Below are 19185 nucleotides of genomic sequence, written 5' to 3'. Positions count from 1 at the left end.
GAGATGACTCCGCCGCTTGGAGAGAAATGATGATGAAGAACCGTGCCGGCTTGCTGGCTCTGTTGGTACTGGTAGTTGCGACCGTCCTGATGGTCTTCTTTGTGATGCCGCGCATCAACGGCGATAAGAAGTCAATCGGTGACGCCATCAATCAGGCGAGCGACGCGGTGAAGAACACCATCACGGAAAATGGCCAAAAAACAGGCGACGCCGTGAAAAAGGCCGGTGAAGCAACGCAGGGTGCCGCCACGACCGCAATTAACGCCGCCGATGTCACCAAGAAGCTCACCGATCTCAGCGGCACGGCCGTCACCTCTCTTGCCGATCTCAAAGTGCTCTTCAAGGACGGCAAGGGGCCGACCGAGGACGTCTTCACCACAGCCAAGACGAAGACGGTCACTGGGCTGCAGGCGATCGTCGATTTTACCGCTCCCCAAGGGACGGATGCCACGACGACCGCCCTGGTCAACAAGGCACATGACGGCGCCGGCAAGGCACTTGCCATCATCCAGTCTCTTCCAGAGAACATCGCCGATGCCGCCGCCGCGATCGACAAGGCGCGGGCAGCACTCACTGGCGAGGCCGCGCCGCAAACGCAAGCGGCGGGACCGGTAACCCCGTCCTTCGACGTGCTGCGCGTCGAGCCGGATGGTTCCACCGTCATCGCGGGCTCGGCCGAGCCCAATTCCAAGCTGGAAATCGTCGACGGCGACAAGGTGGTGACGACGACCGAGGTCGGGCCGAGCGGCGATTTCGCCGCCGTGCTCGACAACCCGCTGCCGCCCGGCGATCATGAACTGGTGCTGCGCGCAACGGGCAAGGACGGCAAGGCCGTCACTTCAGAGGAAGTTGCTACCGTATCGGTTCCGAAGGACGATAAGAGCCAGCTTCTCGCCATGGTTTCCAAACCCGGCACGGCAAGCCGCATCATCACCGCGCCGTCAGCCAAGCAAGGGCGCGTCGCAACCGACCAGCAAGCGTCGGCAGCCGATACAGCCGCGAATGGTGCAGGCGGGGCGACCGCCAATGACAGTACCGGCACCAAGCCACAGGACAACACCGCCGCTGCCTCCGCCACCGGCAACGGCGACTCGGCAACCGCGCCTGCAGCGACGACCGCTAGCGCACCTGAAGTTATGGTCAATGCAGTCGAGATCGAAAACAACCATATCTTCGTTGCTGGCACGACGAAGCCGAACGCCAAGGTTCGCGCCTATGCCGACGACAAGCTGATCGGCGAGATCGTGGCAGGAGCCGACGGGCATTTCGTCGTCGACGGCACGATGCCGCTGACGGTCGGCGACCACAAGATCCGTGTCGACGTCCTCGACGGCTCCGGCAAGGTCACGGTGCGCACCAGCGTCAATTTCACTCGCCCCGAGGGCAACCAGGTGACGGTCGCGGCGCAAACACCGGCGGCTTCCGGCAGCAACGGCAACGCTGCCGCCACCACCATGGTGCCACTCGACGAAGGTGAGCTTGGCAAGCTGAGGGGGGACGCCGGCAAGGCTTTCATCCTGCTGAAGGACCTTTTTGCGGATGGTAAGCAGCCGAATGCGGAACAGCTCGCCGCTGCCCGCTCGGGCACGGAAATTGCGCTGAAGTCGCTTTCGGAATTCCGTCCGGCGATCGATGCCAGTGCGACGCTGAAACAGGCCGCCACCGATGCCGCAAACGCGGCTGGCCGGGCGCTGACCGTGCTGCAGGCTCTACCGAAGGATCCGAAGTCGGTCGGCGATGCCCTGCCCAAGCTCGGAGAGATGATGGCCGCCGTTACCAAGCCCGAGAATGCAGCCCCTGCGCCGACGAGCGTCGAAACCTCCTCCAACGGCGGCGGCCCCAAGACCCTCCAGCAAGCACCGCTCTCGCAGGATACCAATGCCGTCATCATCCGCCGCGGCGATACGCTCTGGCAGATTTCCCGTCGCACCTACGGCGCTGGCGTGCGCTATACAACGATCTATCTCGCCAATGAGGACAAGATCAACAATCCGGACCGTATCCTGCCCGGCCAGGTCTTCGGCCTGCCGAAGGATGCGCTGCCCAATTCTGAAGAGCTGCACCGCAAGCGGCTTTCAGGTGGGCATCTATAGGGCATAGCCCCTCACAATAAGACCGATGCAATATGGCCAGGCGCAATCAACGCCTGGCCGCTGCTTTTACCCGACATAAAAATAGTATAATCGTGCCGCCGACCCCCATTGCCCCGCTCATTACCTGACGGGGCCCTCCAGCCAGGCTGCGCAACTACGCCATTGCCCCGGCTGGCTCAGATATTCGCCGGAGACGGACATGGCAGACCGCAAGAAGACCATATCGGCGGATTCCAGCAATCCATTGAATACGATCGTCAATCTCTGGCCCTACATGTGGCCGGCAGGACGGATGGACCTGAAGATGCGGGTCGTCTGGGCGACCGTCTATCTGTTGATCTCGAAATTCTTCCTGCTGCTGGTTCCCTATTTCTTCAAATGGTCCGTCGATGCCCTGAACGGCAAGCTGGACATGCAGGGCATCCTGCCGGCCTTCATGGTGGGCGCCATCGCACTGATCGTCGCCACCAATGTTACGCGCCTCATTCAGCTCGGCCTCAACCAGTTGCGCGACTCGCTCTTTGCCAGCGTCGGCCAATATGCCGTGCGCCAGCTCGCCTACCGGACTTTCGTCCACATGCACGAGCTGTCGTTGCGCTTCCATCTCGAGCGCAAGACCGGCGGCCTGTCGCGCATCATCGAACGCGGCACCAAGGGCATCGAGACGATCGTCCGCTTCACCATTCTCAACACCGTTCCGACCTTTGTCGAATTCCTGCTGACTGCGGTTATCTTCTGGCGTGGCTACGGTTTTTCCTATCTTGCCATCACGGCGATCACGGTCTGGCTCTACATCTGGTTCACCGTCCGCGCGAGCGACTGGCGCATCTCCATCCGCCGCTCGATGAACGAGAGCGATACCGACGCCAATACCAAGGCGATCGATTCGCTTCTGAACTTCGAAACGGTCAAATATTTCGGCAATGAGGAAATGGAGGCCCGACGCTTCGACCAGTCGATGTCGCGCTATGAGAAGGCCGCCACCGATGTTTGGACATCGCTCGGCTGGCTGAACTTCGGCCAAGGCTTGATCTTTGGCCTCGGTACCACGGTCATGCTGATATTCTCCGGCTGGGCCGTTCTTAACGGGCATCAAACGGTCGGCGATTTCGTCTTCATCAACTCCATGCTGCTGCAGCTTTCGGTGCCGTTGAACTTCATCGGCTTCGTCTATCGCGAAATCCGCCAGGGCCTGACCGACATCGAGGAGATGTTTGATCTGCTCGAAGTCAAGCCGGAGGTGACGGACTCTCCCGACGCCAAGGAGCTGGTCATCGGCCACGGCGCCATCTCCTTCAAGGATGTGCATTTCGCCTATGAGTCTGCGCGGCCGATCCTGAAGGGTATTTCCTTCGAAGTGCCAGCCGGCAAAACGGTCGCGGTTGTCGGCCCCTCGGGCGCCGGCAAATCGACCCTGTCACGGCTTCTCTACCGCTTTTACGACGTACAGAGCGGCACGATCACCATCGATGGCCAGGATCTGCGCAAGGTGACGCAGAAGAGCCTGCGCAAGGTGATCGGCATGGTCCCCCAGGACACGGTGCTCTTCAACGATACTATCGCCTACAATATCCGCTATGGTCGACCGGGTGCGAGCGAGAACGAGGTGACGGCCGCTGCGGAGATCGCTCAGATCAGTGACTTCATCCGTCATTTGCCAGAGGGCTTCGACACCAAGGTCGGCGAGCGCGGCCTGAAACTGTCCGGCGGCGAAAAGCAGCGCGTCGCCATTGCCCGTACCATCCTCAAGGCGCCGCCCGTGCTGATCCTCGACGAGGCCACCTCGGCGCTGGATACGACGACCGAACGGGAAATTCAGGCAGCACTGGACGTCGTCTCCAAGAACCGCACGACGCTGGTCATCGCTCACCGGCTCTCAACCGTCATTGGTGCCGATGAGATCATCGTGTTGAAAAGCGGCGAAATCGCCGAACGCGGCACGCATGCCGCCCTCTTGGAGCAGAACGGCCTCTATGCGTCGATGTGGAACCGCCAGCGCGAGGCTACTCAGGCGGAAGAACATCTGAAGCAGGTGCGCGAGAGCGACGATCTCGGCGTGGTCAACCGGCTGGCGCCTGCAAGCTGAAGAATGGCGTCGCCGCGACGTTGCGCGATCGTTGTGGGCAAGTGCGGCGCAGCGATGTTGCGGACTTCGCTTGTCACGTAGTTGAGATAACAGCTTGATAGGTACGGGTCTCACATCAAGGGAGCCCCCAAATGCGTAATTTTGCCAAGGCCTTGACGCTGTTGCTCGTCGTCGGCGTCGCTTCGCCGGTTTTTGCCGAAGATGCCAAGCCGTTTGCGGATGCCAGGGAGATCAACCTCCTCAACCTGCTGCCGCCGCCGCCGGCTAATGATTCGGCGCAGATGAAGGCCGAACTCGGCGAAATCCTGACAATCCAGGTTACCCGCACGCCAGAAATGGCGGCTCGTGCCGTTGCCGATGCGGAAGAGAACGTCTGGCGCTTCTCCGATGTCATCGACAACCCGAAATTCACCAAGGAAAATCTGCCGAAGTTCTCGGCATTCTTCGATCGTGTGGTCGAGACCGAAGGCGCCGTCGTCGATCCGGCGAAGGATGTCTGGAAGCGCCCGCGTCCGCATCTCTACAGCGATCTCGTAAAGCCGATCGTACCGCTCTCCAAGTCCGGCTCCTATCCATCCGGCCACGCCACGGTCGGCACGCTGATGGGCATTGTGCTCGCGAATATGGTGCCGGAGAAGCGCGCCGCCATCATGGCCCGGGCCTGGGAATACGGCCATAACCGCGTCGTCGGCGGCATTCATTACGCCTCCGACATCGAAGCCGCCCACATCGCAGGCACCGTCATCGCCGAAACCATCATGACGCATGACGACTACAAGAGCGAATATGAAGGCGCCAAGGCCGAGTTGCGCGCCGCTCTCGGCCTCTAAATTCCGTCCTGTCATCACAGGTCATGAAAGGCCGTCGCTTCCCGTCGGCGGCCTTTCATGACGCCCGGTGTCGAGTTTCCACAGGCAACGCTTTTCAACGCTACGGATCGTTGGCATCTTGGCCCCGCGCGGATTGCGCTGGGGGCGAGCGTGCGAAAGCATTGCCCATGACAGAGTTTGCCTGTAGTCACGCTCAACTAGTAATCAGAGCAAGACCGCGTATCTTGCTTTCATTCTTTTGACTGGCATGATCTCGTCCGACAACCGGACCCCGGTTTTCGGTGAGGGTGCCCTAACGGAGTAGGCCGTAGATGAGCTTGTTGAACAGTGTACGCAACGTCATCGTCCCGGTGCATAAGGAAGGCTATCCCTTTGTCGCGGGTTTCTTTGTTGCGTCGCTGGTTCTCGGCTGGATCTTCAAGCCGCTCTTTTGGATCGGCTTGATCTTTACGCTCTGGTGCGCCTATTTCTTCCGCGATCCCGAGCGCATGACGCCGCAGGACGACGATCTCGTCGTATCGCCCGCCGATGGTAGGGTTTCCGGCGTGCAGATGGTGACGCCGCCGGCCGAGCTCAACCTCGGCCACGAGCCGATGCTGCGCGTTTCGATTTTCATGAACGTCTTCGATTGCCATGTGAACCGTTCGCCGATGCGCGGCCGCATCACTACTATCGCCTATCGTCAGGGCAGCTTCCTCAATGCGGAGCTGGACAAGGCCAGCGAGCAGAACGAGCGCAACGGCCTCGTCATCGAGACGAAGCATGGCGAGATCGGCGTCGTGCAGATTGCCGGCCTCGTCGCCCGCCGCATTCTCTGCTTCGTCAATGAGAACGAGCCGGTCGACGCTGGCGAGCGCATCGGCCTCATTCGCTTCGGCTCGCGCCTCGATGTCTTCCTGCCGGCAGAAGCGGCGGCGCGCGTCGCAGTCGGCCAAAGGGCAATCGCCGGTGAAACCGTGATTGCCGAATTCGGCTCGTTGAAGGGCCCCATCCTTAGCCGCCGTAGCTGAGCCCGGAGAAAACGAGCGAGATGAAGACGCCTTTTCCGCCCTTCGAGCCGCATGGTCCCAACGACGAGGCGCGCGGGCCGCGCCTGCGGGAAATCCCGCTACGGCTGATGGTGCCGAACATGATCACCGTGCTGGCGATCTGCGCGGGCCTGACCGGCATCCGTCTCGCCTTCGAAAATCGTTACGAGCTCGCGGTCGTGGCCGTGCTTGTCGCCGCTTTCCTCGATGGCATCGACGGACGCGTGGCACGGCTGATGAAAGCCACCTCCAAGTTCGGCGCGCAGATGGATTCGCTTGCCGACATTGTCAACTTCGGTGTCGCGCCGGCGCTCGTGGTCTACGTATTCCTGCTCGATCAGGCCCGCTCGCTCGGCTGGATCGCGGCGCTGATCTACACCATCGCGGCCGGCCTGCGCCTTGCACGCTTCAACGTCATGGCGGAACGGGAGAACAAGGCATCCTGGCAGTCTGAATATTTTGTCGGCGTACCGGCGCCGGCCGGGGCGATGCTGGTATTGCTGCCGGTCTATCTCGGTTTTCTAGGGCTGGCACCCACCAGGACCTTTGCCTATTGGGGCGCCGCCTACACCGTGTTGATTGGCTTCCTGCTGGTCAGCCGCCTGCCCGTCTGGTCCGGAAAAACGGAAGGCAGCCGCATTCGCCGCGATCTCGTGCTGCCGATCATGCTTGCCCTCGTCGTCTATGTGGCGCTGCTGATGAGCTATACCTGGCATGTCATGGTGGTCACCGTCGTTGCCTATCTCCTGTCGTTGCCCTTGGGCGCCCGTTCCTGGACACGCAAATACGGCACCTTCACCATCAACGGCCCCGCCGATCCTGATGTGGATGATTCAAACGACGATATCGGCCGGCATATCTAGCGCCTAAAACCAGGCCCGATTTGACGTCGGCAATCGGGTTGTAGTTGTGGTGCAGCAGGAATTGGGAGGGCCAATCGTGATAAAATCGCGGTCGCCAATCACTCTCTCCGGCCAAATTCCGTTGTGGTTAACGCAACTCATTAACGAAAAATAAACAACTAAATTAGATATGTTTTGCGTTAAATTTCGCGCCACCCTCGCGAAATATGGTCGGTGTTTACAAAAGCTGATTGGCGAATGCCTTTGATTTGTCATGATTTATGACAAAACAACATCGCACGGCAGAATCAAAAAACACCCTGGGAACACGTTGAGGAGGTAACACATGACCACGAAAAAAGACGAATCAGCACAACCGCAAGTTAAGATCGATCCTACTCTGCTCTATCGCCCGCTTGGCCTCAAGGCTGTCCTGGCAGCACATCTGATGCTGAAGACCCAGCCGCTGAAGAAGAAGATCGCTTAAAGCCTGCCGCATCCGATCGAATGCAAGCCGTTCAGAGAAGGCTCAACTGGCCATCGCCGGGATCAAGCTTCTTCGACGGCTTGGCAGGAGGTTCGATCGCAACGGGTACCTGCAGCTCCGGTCCCATATTGGCGACCTTGTTGACGCGATCCGAAACCGGAATCGCCTCGAAAAAATCCTCCTGAACCGGCCCCATCAGATCGAGGACCTCACGCGGCTCCTGCGTCTTGCAATCGAGCCAGCGCGTGAAATCTTCCGGCTTGACGACAACAGGCATCCGGTCGTGAATCGGACGCATCGTTCGGTTCGCTGATGTCGTCAGGATCGCACCGGTATCGACCTCGGAACCATCGGCTGACGACCAGGTCTCCATCAGTCCGGCAAAGGCGATGACGCCACCGTGGCGTGGACGGATCCAATAGGCCTGCGATTTCTCGCCGCTCTCCTTCGACGGACGATGCCATTCGTAAAAGCCCGATGCCGGGATCAGGATGCGCCGATGGCGCATGGCGGCGCGGAACGATGCCTTGCCGATCGCGGTTTCTGCGCGGGCATTGATCAGCAACGGAAATTCCTTGGGATCCTTCACCCAGGCCGGCGTGAAACCCCAGCGCACCAGCAGCGCGCGGCGATCCGGCAAATTGCTGCCCCGCTCCGGCCGATCGCCTGAAACGACGACCAGAATCGGTTGTGTAGGGGCAATGTTGAAGCGCGCGGGAAAGTCTTCATGCTCGAGATAACCGAGCAATTCCCGTACCTTCTTCTCCGTTTCGGTCAACGCAAATCGTCCGCACATGCAGCTTGTTTTGCACCCGCAAGGCGCCCGGTCAAGAACAAGGTCAGTTGCGAGGACCAAAGAGAATGATGGTCGCGCCCGCAAGGCAAACGGCAGCGCCGGAGAGATCCCAGCGATCCGGCGAACGCCCCTCGACAAGCCAGAGCCAGAGTAGGGAAGCAACGATATAGACGCCGCCATAGGCGGCAAAGGTGCGCCCCGCCACATCGCTCGGCACCAACGTCAGCAACCAGGCAAACAGCGCCAGCGACACCAGGCCGGGCGCAAGCCACCAGATCGGCTTTGCCAGCCGCAACCACGCCCAGAAGGCGAAACAGCCGGCAATTTCGGCCAGCGCCGCGAGCGCGTAAAGTCCATAGGTCATCATGATTTTCGGCAGTCTGGCTGGCGAATCCGAATCGCCGCCATTCTCATTCGTAATTAAAAGAGCTTTTATCTCGGACGACAAGCGCCGTATCCTTTGCCTCCGATATCTTCATCAGAACCCGAATCGATCCATGACCTCCATCCCTCGCCCCGCTTCCTCCGCCATCCTTGAACGTGACGGCCGGTTCCTGCTGGTGCTGCGGCGCAATCCGCCATCCGCCGATATGTATGCCTTTCCCGGCGGGCGGGCCGAGGATGGCGAAACGCCCGCGGAAACGGCATTGCGGGAGTTCAGGGAAGAGACCGGAATATCAGCCCGAAACCCCCGCCTCTACGAGACCTACGATCTCAGGAGCCATGCAGCAGACGGGAGGCTCGTCAGCCATTTCGTTCTGTCGGTCTTTCTGGTCGATGCCGACGAGGATGCGATTGCCGAAGCTGCCGACGATGCCGCGGCGATTGGCTGGTATTCACTGGAAGAGATCCGCGCCCTGCCCGTTCCGGCGAGCGTGCTCGAATGCGCCGAACGGCTGACGGCTGCTCGGGTCTAACAAGATATTCGAAGCCCCAGCGTTAACGATGCGTAACAATAACGGCGTGGAAAGTGAGGCTTTCGCCTTGCTCCGGTCATGCTTGGCATATCAACTGTGTGTATGAATCACCGTCGCCTCATCAACCTGTTCCCGGTCTGCGCCGCGTTTGTGGCCGCATTTCCGGCCTTTGCGCAGCCTCCGGCGAGCGTTCCGGAGGCGCAGGTGCCGGGCAACACCGATAATGCTGAGCGGCCGACGCCCTATGACGATCAGTTGTCACGGCTCGCCGAAATTCTCGGCTCGATCCACTATCTGCGCAATCTCTGCAACACCGGAAAAGAAGATTCCTGGCGGGCCGATATGCAGCGATTGCTGGACGCAGAGACGAAAGACGAGCCGAAACGCAAGGAAAAACTGACTGCCTCGTTCAACCGAGGATATAGATCCTTTGCATCGGTTTACACGGATTGCACGCCGCAGGCTATCGTGGCTGAGGAGCGCTACCGTAACGAAGGTGCAACACTTGCCACAGAAATAACCGCTCGCTTTGGAAATTGACGATTTATTAACCCCTTTTCATGCCGAGCCGTGTCGTTTTAGGAAAAGGCTGATAAAGTCGTTAATCAAGCGGTAAGGACATGGACGTCTCGAGGAACGAAACAATGGAACCAAGCCTGAACGACATCGACGACATGATTGTCCACGAAAAAAGGCAGGCAGCGCTGGAATACCAGAACGAGGCCTGGGCTGACGGGATGGCTGACGGCATCGAGCCGGAAATCATCGCCGACGCTGCAATTGCCCATGCCATCCGCGAGACTATTCGCATTCAGGGAGAACAGGGCGCAGAAGCCTTGCTCGAATCACTTAGGGACCGCATGCTTGCTGGTGAATTCTCTCCGAACCGCACCCTGCAATAACAGCCAGAGATCCCTATGCACACCGTACCGGGCAATGAGTTTCGACGTTCCATTGCCTCGCTTGCCGTAGCGACCATGTTTTTCGGCAGCCTCGCCCTACCTTTGCCGGCCTTTGCCTTCTCCCAGCTCAATCCGCCCGCCGCCCAGCCGGGCGTTGCCGGGAAATCAGCGCAGCAGCGCAATGACAAGCCGGTCGAAGAGGCGCTGGAGGCACCCTCAAAAACAATTCCCGCACCCGATCCGCTGGTTAACAACCAGGCCGGACAGAGCAGTGGTGCCGCATCGAGCAGTGCACCGAATGGCGGCAAGCAGGCGGAGATTCTCTTCGATATCAGCAAGGCGCCTGAGCCGGTGCGCAAGCTGCGGGAAGCGATCGTCGAGGCGGCCGCCTCCGGTGATCTAGAGCGTCTGCGTCCGCTGATGAACGTCGGCGGCGGCCTCAAGCAGACGCAGGTGACGGCGGACGATCCGACCGAAGACCCGATCAAGACGCTGCATGATCTTTCCGGCGACCCCGACGGCATCGAGATCCTCTCCATTCTCCTTGACATCATGTCGTCCGGCTTTGCGCATGTCGGCCAAGGCACACCGGATGAAATGTATGTCTGGCCCTATTTCGCGGAGAAGGACATCAAGTCCCTGACTGCGCCGGAAAAGGTCGATTTGATGCGCATCGTTACCGCCGGCGATTTCTCCGACATGCTGGAATTCGGCGGCTATAATTTCTACCGCGTCGGCATCACACCCGATGGCAAGTGGAAATTCTTCACGTCGGGCGAATGATCCCTGCTCAGAACTTGCGGTTCCCGACCGGAGGCCTTACCTCTGAGCGATAGGCCAAATTAGCGGGTCCACAATGCCAGCCGTATTCCTCAGAGATCGCTCCTTTCTTCGCGTCACCGGCGCGGAGGCGGAAGCCTTCCTGCACAATCTCATCACCACCGATCTTGCCTCGCTCGGCACGGACGAGGCCCGTCCCGGCGCGCTGCTCACACCGCAAGGCAAGATCCTGTTCGATTTCATGATCTGGCGGGATGGCCCCGGCTTTCTGTTGGAGACCGATGCAGCGCAGAGAGAAGGGCTTCTGAAGCGGCTCACCATGTACCGCCTGCGCGCACCGGTCGATTTTGCTGTAATAGAGACGGAAGGCGTCACGGTCGCCTGGCGCGAGAATGCGGCTGAAAGCCGGAAGGACAGCCGTTTCGCCAAGGCAGGGATCACGCTTACGCGCACGCCCGGCCAGCACGGCGACGATGCGGAGGCGCTCTACCAGACGCTCCGCATCTCCAATGGCATTGCAGTTTCCGGCCAGGATTTCGCCCTGCAGGATGCTTTTCCGCATGACGTGCTGATGGATCTGAACGGCGGCCTCGGCTTCCGCAAGGGCTGCTATGTCGGCCAGGAAGTGGTGTCCCGCATGCAGCATCGCGGCACGGCGCGCCGACGGGTCGTCATCGTCAGCGGCAGCACCGATCTGCCCGCCACCGGTACCGAGTTGACTGCTGACGGCAAGCCGATCGGCACGCTTGGTTCGACTGATGGCGCCAAGGGCCTTGCCATCGTCCGCATCGACCGCGCCGGCGAAGCCATCGCCGCCGGCACGCCGATCCTTGCGGCAGATCGCGAAGTTTTGCTCGCGCTGCCCGCCTGGTCCGGCCTCTCCTTCCCCACGCAGAGCGATGAGGCTTCGGCATGACAGCGGGTAATATCCCGCGCGCCTGGCAGCGCATGTTGTCCGGCCGCAGGCTGGATCTGCTGGACCCTTCGCCGCTCGACGTCGAGATCGGCGATATAGCCCACGGGCTTGCCCGCGTGGCGCGCTGGAACGGCCAGACCTCCGGGGATCACGCTTTCTCGGTGGCGCAACACAGTCTCGTGGTGGAGACGATCTTCCGGCATCTCAACCAGCCGACGCCGGACGAGCAGTTAGCGGCGCTGCTGCACGATGCGCCCGAATATGTCATCGGCGACATGATCTCGCCGTTCAAATCCGTGGTCGGCGGCGACTACAAGGTGGTGGAGAAGCGCCTGGAAGCCGCGATCTACCGACGCTTTACCCTGCCGCCGCATTGCGGGCCGGCATTGAAGGAAAAGATCAAGAAGGCCGATACGGTCTCTGCCTATTTCGAGGCGACGCTGCTTGCCGGTTTCACGCCGCAGGAAGCGCGCAAGTTCTTCGGCCAGCCTCGCGGCATTACGCAGGAGATGTTGCCGATGGAACCGATGCCGGCGATCGAAGCGCAACGCCTCTTCCTGGCGCGCTTCGCAGCGATCGAGGCCGAACGCGCCACCGTGAGAACTGACGCATGACCGCCATCGTCGTATCGCCGCTGGCACGCATCGCCGAGATGGCCGTTCGTCACGGGGCATCCGAAATGATCAGCTTGATGGCCAGGGAACAGACGTTTCACCGGCCGGCGGTGATCAAGGCAGAACGGCACCTGCTGCTTGGCATGAACGACATCAGCTTTCCCGGCACCGGCGACCTCGTGGCACCGCAGGAGACACATGTCCGCGATATCATCGATTTTGCCAGAAACTGGGATCGCACGGCACCGCTGCTGATCCATTGCTGGATGGGCGTGTCGCGCTCCCCCGCTGCCGCGCTGATCGCAGCGCTTGCCGTCCATCCCGAGCAGGACGATCTGGCGCTTGCCCATCGGCTGCGCACCGCCTCGCCCTATGCGACGCCGAATGCACGGCTGATCATGATCGGTGACCAGATGCTTGACCGCAAAGGCCGGCTCGTCGACGCCGTCAAGGCGATCGGCCGCGGCGCGGATGCGGACGGCAACGCGCCCTTTGTCCTATCGCTACAAGCGGAAATCGGCGTCATATAAAAACGGAGACTGCGCTTGCGCAATCTCCGTCCATTTTCAGCTTTTACGAGAACGGCCGATCAGGCGGCAACGCTATCCGACTGATCGGGATCGTATTGACCGTAGGTATTCTGATAGACATTCATCGAGGCCTCCATCTCTTTGATGAAGACTTCCAACGCATTCTGGCTGGTATTGTCACTGGTGGCCGTGCCGCCGCTACTGCTGCTGGACGTCTTTTCCACGGATGAGGTGTCGGTGGCAGACGAATCAGTGCTGGTCTCGCCACTGCCGCTGCTCTGCTGCATCTGCAGCAGCATAGACGCCAGATTGCCCGAGAAAGCGCCCGTGGCGCTCTGATCGCTGCTGTCGTCACTGTCCTCGTCGGCAAGAACGCTTGCAGACAGGAGGCCGGATTGTGCTGCTTCCTGCAGCTCCTGGGCGTCCACAACGCCATCGTGATTCTTATCAAGGGGATTGTACGAGGCAGCGCTCATGCTGCTTCCAACTGAAGAAATACCACTCATCCAAATCTCCTGAAGTAAACGCTGTCAGGCGTTTTCGGTGGGACGCAGTACGCTCGTTGAAATGCCGATTGGCATAGGCCGATTTTCGGAGGCGGTCAAAGATAGGTGTTAATTGATCATTAACCCCAATTGACAGGCAGCGAATCATATTGGCGGTGGGCCTCTACGAGCGAGAGACAACCGCTGCTTGGCGCAGATCACGACAATCGAGCGAATCACCCTTGGCGCAGGGCTATTCGATAACGGCGCAAGCCAGCCGTTTACCGGCGCCGCCGACAGGTTGGCTGCGGTAGTCATCCGACTCCGCATGGATCATCAGCGTTCGGCCGCGAATGCCGTTTTTGCCGTCCAGCAAGACCATGCCGTTGAAGACCTGCGCCCTGAGCTTGCCGTCCTGGTCGACATATTGATTGGGCATGTCGCCGGCATGCGGGCCATTGGCCGCAAGCAGGCCGTGTTCGGCATTTGCGGGATTGAAATGGCCGCCGGCGGATTCGAAGCCGTGCGTATGGTCGCAATGATTGTTCTCATGGATATGGAAGGCGACCCATCGATTGGCGGGCAGGCCGGACACGTCGAGTTCGATCAGCACGCCCGTCTTCGCTTCGGTCAGGACCGCCCGTCCCGCCTGTTTGCCGTCGACACCGATAAAATTGGCAATTGCCGTCTGCTTGTCCTGCGCAGTCGCGGGCAGAGCTGCCGCCAAGGCCAGGGCCGCAGCAATAATGATCGTCCTCATGGAACATTCTCCCGTTTGAGTCGTGAAGGCAACGCATCACAGGGTCGGGTGTTCCCGCGAGAAGAGAAATGGGCAGGTCTTGGACGCAAAAAGGCCCGCCACTGTCCGGCGGGCCTTTATGATGGCATGGCCAAGGCGACCGCTCAGGCCGCCATGCTGCTGTCCACGTCGTATTGGCCGTAAGTGCTGTTGTAAGCATCCATCGGCGTCAACAGATCGAGGTCGTAAGCATTACTGGCCGCGGACATTTTGCCCGTCGTCGCGCTACCGGTGGACATTTGCATCAGCTTTGCCATCAGGCTGCCCAATGCGCCATTCGCGCTACCGTTATCGACCGCATCGGTCTCGAGAATGCCCGGTCGCTCGTCGGCTTCGCGCTCTTCACGACTCAAAACACCGTCGTCATTCGCATCGAGCCGCGAAAGCGTACCGCGATAAGGATAGGTACTATTGGATGTGGAAGATACATGGGACATACAAACCTCCTTGGGTGAGGAGCCGCCTCATGCGACGTCGTTTGTACGCAATACGTTCTGGTTAACTATGAGTGTTGATAGGCTGATTTGCCGCCCGGGTAAAGACGAATTGTTAATGAGTATTAACAATAGTTTTCAAGTTATAAATCGCTATTTCCTAATAAGTCTATGATGGCCGACCGCGCAGTGCGTCCCGCTCCCTATCTGGTAATTCCCTGTAATCATAGGGAAAATCGGCCGACTGGCCCTTCCTGTCCTGGTCTTTTCGTATAATGTAACGATGGAAGCCCATGGAGTGGATATGACCGAACTGCTGCTGATCGTGATTGTGGTCGTGGGTATTTTGATACTGCGCAGCTACAACCAACGGCTACAACGGCTGGAAAGCCGCGTTTCAGAGCTGCAAAATGCGCTTGCTGGCCATGTGTTGTCGGTCGATTCGAGCGAATCAGCCGCGGCGGCAGAGTCTGTTGAAGAGGTAATCGAAGCGTCCGAAACCGCGGCGCAGCCGTTGACCGAAGCCGCCGCAGAGACAACGTCAGACATGGAGGAAGCCGCCTTTTCCGATGGCGGCACGCCAGAGCAACAAGAGGACATGGTCGCGGCCGCCCTTCAGCAGAAAGACGAAAGTCTGGAGAGCACGATTGGCGCCCGCTGGGCCGTCTGGGTGGGCGGTATTGCGCTGGCGCTCGGCGGCATCTTCCTGGTCAAATATTCGATCGAAAGCGGCCTGCTCAGTCCTGCCGTGCGGCTGGTGCTTGCCGCCATCTTCGGCTTGGTCCTTATCGCTGCTGGCGAAGTCATCCGGCGCCGGTCCGAGCCTATGCTGGCCAATACCTTCCAGAACGCGATGATCCCCGGCGTGCTGACGGCGGCGGGTGTCGTCGCGCTGTTCGGCTCGACCTATGCTGCCCATGGCATTTACGGCTTCATCGGACCGGCGGCCGCCTTCGTCCTTCTGGGGCTGATTTCGCTCGCCACGCTTGGCCTGTCGCTGCTGCATGGCCAGGCGCTTGCGGGGCTTGGGCTCCTGGCTTCCATGATCACCCCGGTGCTCATTGCCTCGACGGCGCCAAGACCGTGGACGCTGTTCGGCTATCTCGTCTTCACGTGGCTCGCCACCATTGCGGCATCGCGCCTGCGCCGTTGGCACACTGTACCGTCCTTCGCCAATGCCCTCCTCAGCATCTGGCCGCTGCTTTACATCTTCAATAGCGATGTCGTCGATCTGACCCCGGTTACTCTGGCCATGCTGGCGATGATCGCCGGCACGATTTTTATTTGGCCCGGACGCTATGGAGCAGCCGCAACGATCGAGAAAGATATAGATTCGGTCAAAACCGAGGGGTTATCGGTCGCACCACCGGCCAGCCATTGGGCCGCGTTCCTGGCGCGCGCACCGCTTGGAATGACGCTGACGGCATCGATCGGCAGCACTGCGGTCGCCCTGGCCTTCCTCGCTTACAGTCTTCTGTACGGATACCCGCTCCCGGACGCATCGCTGCTCTTCGCTGTGATCGTCGCAACCGTTGCGGTCTTCGGAGCCAGCCGCGTGTATGCGGCCTGGGCGGCAATCCTGTCGGCGATAGCGGCCGGCTTTGGCATGTTCATCGCCCTGATGCAGCCGGAGATCGGTGCGGAGCTGAACATAGCGCAGATCGTTCCGGCACTTTCCCATCTTGTCGTCTATGACGGTCTCGGCCTTGGCGCGATCTTTGTCATCGCCGGCTTCTTCTTTCTCAAGCGTTTTGGCGAAAGCGAGAAGCCCTTTGCCGCGCTATGGAGCGCGATCATGGTCGCCACGCCGCTGACGATCGCCGTGATCAGCTATGTCACCTTCGGCAACTGGATGCGCGACTGGCTGCATGGGCTTTATGGCATCGTGCTTGCTGCGGTCCTGATGGCGCTCGCCGAATTGCAGCACCGCCGTTCCCCGGAAGCCAACGGGGCCTTGCCGACCAATATCCTCGCGGCAGGCTCCTTCGCTGCCCTGGTCTTCGCTCTTCATACGCTGACCCATAACGCCACCCCGACGATACTGCTGCCGGTGCTTGGCATGGCATTTCTGCTCGCCGGGCGCGCCCGCTCCTGGCCGGCCCTGCCATGGACGATGGTTGCGGCGCTGCTCATCACCCTCGGGCGCATTGCCTGGCAGCCGACCATCGTCGACCCGGATGAACTCGGCACGACGCCGATCTTCAACATGCTGCTTGCTGGTTACGGCATCCCCGCGGCCCTCGCCGTCTGGGCCGCCTTCGAGCTCAGGCATTCGCAGGACCTCCGGCTGCGCAACACGCTGCAGGCGCTTGCGAGCTTCCTGGTGCTGCTGACCATCGCAATCCTGGTGCGCCATGCGATGAACGGCGGCGTCTTGAATGCAAACATTCCGACGCTCAGCGAACAATCGATCTACACATTGCTGGCGATCGGCGCCTCGGCGACGCTGATGGCGCTTGATCTCAGCGCATCGAGCCCCGTCTTCCGTTATGGCGGAATGGCGCTCGGTGTCCTCTCCGTCATCCTGATCCTGTCGTTGCATTTGCTCGGGCTCAACCCCTTCATGACAGGCGAAAGCACCGGCGGGATTCCTTTCTTCAACCTGTTGCTGCTCGGCTATCTGCTGCCGGCGATCGCCTATGGCGGCTTGGCGCTCTATGCGCGGGGCAGACGGCCACGGCCTTATGTGACGATGTTGGCCGTCGCCGGCGCGGTCATGGCCTTTGCCTGGGCGACGCTGTCGGTGCGCCGTTTCTGGCAGGGCGAATACATCCCGTTCTGGAATGACTTCATCCAGGGGGAAGTCTATTCCTATTCCGTCGTCTGGCTGCTGATCGGCATCGCCCTTCTTTGGCTTGGGGCGCGTTTCGATGCTCGCAGCCTGCGTATCGCGTCGGCTGCGCTGGTGTTCGTCGCTGTCGTGAAAGTGTTTCTGATCGACATGGCAAATCTCGAAGGCTTCCTGCGGGCACTATCGTTCATCGGCCTCGGCGCGGTGCTGATCGGCATCGGCCTGTTCTATCAGAAGGTCCTGACGGGGAGGAAAACGACGGAATGATTGCGGCGAATCTCTGCGCCCGGTAGGAACGCACGAGATCATTCCGACAGATCACTCCGACATGGGGCCGAAGATGGATACCAACAGGATGGCGCGGGCCTTTGCCCCGTTCGAGACGCTCGCCGCGCAGCTTATTCCACATGCGGCCGATGGCGACGACGGCTCGCACGACGTCGCCCACATCCTGCGCGTCTTCAAGAGCGCCATGTCGATCCAGGCCGAAGAAGGCGGCGATGCCCGCATCCTCGCCGCCGCCGTATTGCTGCATGATTGCGTCTCGGTGGAGAAAAATTCGCCGCATCGCGCCCAGGCATCGCGGCTGGCAGCCGAGAAGGCCTCGGGCATCCTGAGGGAGCTTGGATGGGCTGGCGAGGATATCGCCGCCGTATCGCACGCGATCACCACGCACAGCTTTTCCGCCAATATTCCGCCGGAAACGCCGGAGGCGAAAATGCTGCAGGATGCCGACCGGCTGGATGCGATCGGCATGGTCGGCGCTGCCCGTTGTTTCTATATCGCGGGGCGCCTGGGCTCGGGCCTCTACGATCCGTTCGACCCGCTCGCGACAGAGCGGCCGCTGGACGACAAGCGCTTCGCCATTGACCATTTCGAGACAAAGCTGTTCAAACTAGCGGATGGGTTTAAAACCGAAACCGGCCGCAGGTTTGCCGGCGAGCGGCACGAGCGGTTGAAGACGGTGCTGGCAATGTTCATCGACGAAATCTGAGGGCTATTCATGCGGATCAGCGATCTCTTCATCTATCCGCTCAAGAGTGCGCGCGGCATTGCCATTCCATCCGCCTCCGTCGACGCTTTCGGCCTGGTCGGCGATCGTCGCGCCATGCTGGTCGAACCATCAGGCCAATTCATCACGCAACGCGAATTGCAGGATCTTGCCCGCATCGACATCCAGCCTGGCCCCTCCTATCTGCGTCTGAAAATGGAGGGCAAGGCCGACATCATCGTGCCTCCGCCGCACCCGGACAACCGCATGGATGTCGTCGTCTGGAAATCGGATGTCAGCGCTTCTGTTGCCGACGAGGAAACCAACAAGGCCCTGTCGGCGTGGCTCTGTCGCGACGTCAAAATGGTCTTCTTCGACAGGCTCGCCAAGCGCGTCGCCAATCCGGAATGGGCCGGCGGCGACGCGCCGGTTACCTTCGTCGACGGATACCAGATCCTGATCACCACCACCGGCTCGCTGAAGGCGCTAAATGCCGATCTTGCCACCCATAGCGAGGGTTCGGTCGGCATGGAGCGTTTTCGCCCCAACATCGTCATCGACTGCGATGAGGAGTGGCCCGAGGACCGCTGGGCGGCGATCGAGATCGGCGGCATTCGGCTCGATCTCGTCAAGCCATGCGCCCGCTGCATCATGACGACGCAGGACCAGAAAACCGGCTCGCGCGACGTTCCGAACCCGATGCCCGCCATGGGCCGCGTCCGCATGTCTGCCGACCGCCGCGTCCCCGGTCCGCTCTTCGGCTGGAATGCCGCACCGCGCGGCGAAGGCACGGTAAAGATCGGCGATACGGTGACCGTGATCGAGGGGCGGCCCGAGGGCTGGTCATTCAAACGGCGATAGTGG

At 60.5% G+C, this 19185-nt stretch carries 21 protein-coding genes; 16 read left to right on the top strand and 5 right to left on the bottom strand.

The window, feature by feature from the left end:
• The first annotated feature begins 29 nt into the window (after positions 1-29).
• From NXC24_RS06340 to NXC24_RS35440, 6 genes are all read left to right on the top strand, one after another.
• On the top strand, positions 30-2093 hold the full coding sequence (locus NXC24_RS06340) for a LysM peptidoglycan-binding domain-containing protein (protein ID WP_104822533.1): 2064 nt from the start codon (positions 30-32) through the stop codon (positions 2091-2093).
• A 199-nt stretch (positions 2094-2292) separates the two neighbouring features.
• Positions 2293-4179, top strand: coding sequence for an ABC transporter ATP-binding protein/permease (locus NXC24_RS06335; protein WP_104822532.1), 1887 nt, complete (start codon positions 2293-2295; stop codon positions 4177-4179).
• A gap of 131 nt (positions 4180-4310) precedes the next feature.
• Positions 4311-5009 (top strand): phosphatase PAP2 family protein, encoded by a 699-nt coding sequence (locus tag NXC24_RS06330; protein ID WP_104822531.1) that lies wholly within the window; start codon positions 4311-4313, stop codon positions 5007-5009.
• Positions 5010-5320: 311 nt separating this feature from the next.
• Positions 5321-6019: a phosphatidylserine decarboxylase gene (locus tag NXC24_RS06325; RefSeq protein ID WP_104822530.1), complete on the top strand. Its 699-nt coding sequence runs from the start codon at positions 5321-5323 to the stop codon at positions 6017-6019.
• Between the two features lie 20 nt (positions 6020-6039).
• Complete coding sequence (gene pssA / locus NXC24_RS06320; RefSeq protein ID WP_104822529.1) at positions 6040-6900, top strand: CDP-diacylglycerol--serine O-phosphatidyltransferase; 861 nt, start codon at positions 6040-6042, stop codon at positions 6898-6900.
• Positions 6901-7225: 325 nt separating this feature from the next.
• Positions 7226-7366 carry a hypothetical protein gene (locus tag NXC24_RS35440; RefSeq protein WP_199773532.1) on the top strand — a complete coding sequence of 47 codons (141 nt, stop codon included), beginning with the start codon at positions 7226-7228 and terminating at the stop codon, positions 7364-7366.
• Positions 7367-7397: 31 nt separating this feature from the next.
• Here the strand turns inward: NXC24_RS35440 and NXC24_RS06315 are convergent, their stop codons facing one another.
• Together NXC24_RS06315 and NXC24_RS06310 are read right to left on the bottom strand one after the other, a co-directional pair.
• Positions 7398-8162, bottom strand: coding sequence for an SOS response-associated peptidase (locus NXC24_RS06315; protein WP_104822528.1), 765 nt, complete (start codon positions 8160-8162; stop codon positions 7398-7400).
• A 43-nt stretch (positions 8163-8205) separates the two neighbouring features.
• A complete protein-coding gene (locus NXC24_RS06310; protein WP_104822527.1) occupies positions 8206-8526 on the bottom strand; it encodes a YnfA family protein in 321 nt (106 codons plus the stop codon).
• Between the two features lie 133 nt (positions 8527-8659).
• Here NXC24_RS06310 and NXC24_RS06305 point away from each other — a divergent pair, with 133 nt between their 5' ends.
• From NXC24_RS06305 to NXC24_RS06275, 7 genes are all read left to right on the top strand, one after another.
• Positions 8660-9079: an NUDIX domain-containing protein gene (locus tag NXC24_RS06305; protein ID WP_104825039.1), complete on the top strand. Its 420-nt coding sequence runs from the start codon at positions 8660-8662 to the stop codon at positions 9077-9079.
• Positions 9080-9181: 102 nt separating this feature from the next.
• Complete coding sequence (locus NXC24_RS06300) at positions 9182-9619, top strand: TIGR02301 family protein (RefSeq protein WP_104822526.1); 438 nt, start codon at positions 9182-9184, stop codon at positions 9617-9619.
• 104 nt (positions 9620-9723) lie between these two features.
• Positions 9724-9981 carry a hypothetical protein gene (locus NXC24_RS06295; RefSeq protein ID WP_028753410.1) on the top strand — a complete coding sequence of 86 codons (258 nt, stop codon included), beginning with the start codon at positions 9724-9726 and terminating at the stop codon, positions 9979-9981.
• A 15-nt stretch (positions 9982-9996) separates the two neighbouring features.
• Entirely contained in the window at positions 9997-10764 is a 768-nt protein-coding gene (locus NXC24_RS06290; protein WP_104822525.1) for a hypothetical protein, read from the top strand.
• A 73-nt stretch (positions 10765-10837) separates the two neighbouring features.
• Complete coding sequence (locus NXC24_RS06285; RefSeq protein ID WP_104822524.1) at positions 10838-11677, top strand: folate-binding protein YgfZ; 840 nt, start codon at positions 10838-10840, stop codon at positions 11675-11677.
• Complete coding sequence (locus NXC24_RS06280; protein ID WP_104822523.1) at positions 11674-12291, top strand: HD family hydrolase; 618 nt, start codon at positions 11674-11676, stop codon at positions 12289-12291. Before NXC24_RS06285 ends, NXC24_RS06280 begins: the two co-directional genes overlap by 4 nt.
• Positions 12288-12821, top strand: a complete 534-nt coding sequence (locus NXC24_RS06275; protein ID WP_104822522.1) for a tyrosine phosphatase family protein — start codon at positions 12288-12290, stop codon at positions 12819-12821. Before NXC24_RS06280 ends, NXC24_RS06275 begins: the two co-directional genes overlap by 4 nt.
• A gap of 59 nt (positions 12822-12880) precedes the next feature.
• Here NXC24_RS06275 and NXC24_RS06270 read toward each other — a convergent pair whose 3' ends face one another.
• The 3 genes from NXC24_RS06270 to NXC24_RS06260 all read right to left on the bottom strand — a co-directional run bounded on the left by NXC24_RS06270 (position 12881) and on the right by NXC24_RS06260 (position 14542).
• The gene (locus tag NXC24_RS06270) at positions 12881-13297 is read right to left on the bottom strand and encodes a hypothetical protein (protein WP_245463938.1); all 417 of its coding nucleotides are present in this window, start codon (positions 13295-13297) and stop codon (positions 12881-12883) included.
• A gap of 262 nt (positions 13298-13559) precedes the next feature.
• A complete protein-coding gene (locus tag NXC24_RS06265) occupies positions 13560-14066 on the bottom strand; it encodes a superoxide dismutase family protein (protein ID WP_104822520.1) in 507 nt (168 codons plus the stop codon).
• Positions 14067-14209: 143 nt separating this feature from the next.
• Positions 14210-14542, bottom strand: coding sequence for a hypothetical protein (locus tag NXC24_RS06260; protein ID WP_104822519.1), 333 nt, complete (start codon positions 14540-14542; stop codon positions 14210-14212).
• Positions 14543-14843: 301 nt separating this feature from the next.
• Between NXC24_RS06260 and NXC24_RS06255 the strand changes: the two genes are divergently transcribed.
• From NXC24_RS06255 to NXC24_RS06245, 3 genes are all read left to right on the top strand, one after another.
• Positions 14844-17597: a DUF2339 domain-containing protein gene (locus tag NXC24_RS06255; RefSeq protein WP_104822518.1), complete on the top strand. Its 2754-nt coding sequence runs from the start codon at positions 14844-14846 to the stop codon at positions 17595-17597.
• 73 nt (positions 17598-17670) lie between these two features.
• On the top strand, positions 17671-18324 hold the full coding sequence (locus NXC24_RS06250) for an HD domain-containing protein (RefSeq protein WP_199773531.1): 654 nt from the start codon (positions 17671-17673) through the stop codon (positions 18322-18324).
• Between the two features lie 9 nt (positions 18325-18333).
• Positions 18334-19182 (top strand): MOSC domain-containing protein, encoded by an 849-nt coding sequence (locus tag NXC24_RS06245; protein ID WP_104822517.1) that lies wholly within the window; start codon positions 18334-18336, stop codon positions 19180-19182.
• Positions 19183-19185: the final 3 nt, after the last annotated feature.

Source organism: Rhizobium sp. NXC24 (assembly GCF_002944315.1).
Taxonomy (GTDB): domain Bacteria; phylum Pseudomonadota; class Alphaproteobacteria; order Rhizobiales; family Rhizobiaceae; genus Rhizobium.
This window is presented reverse-complemented; position numbering and strand designations above follow the sequence as displayed.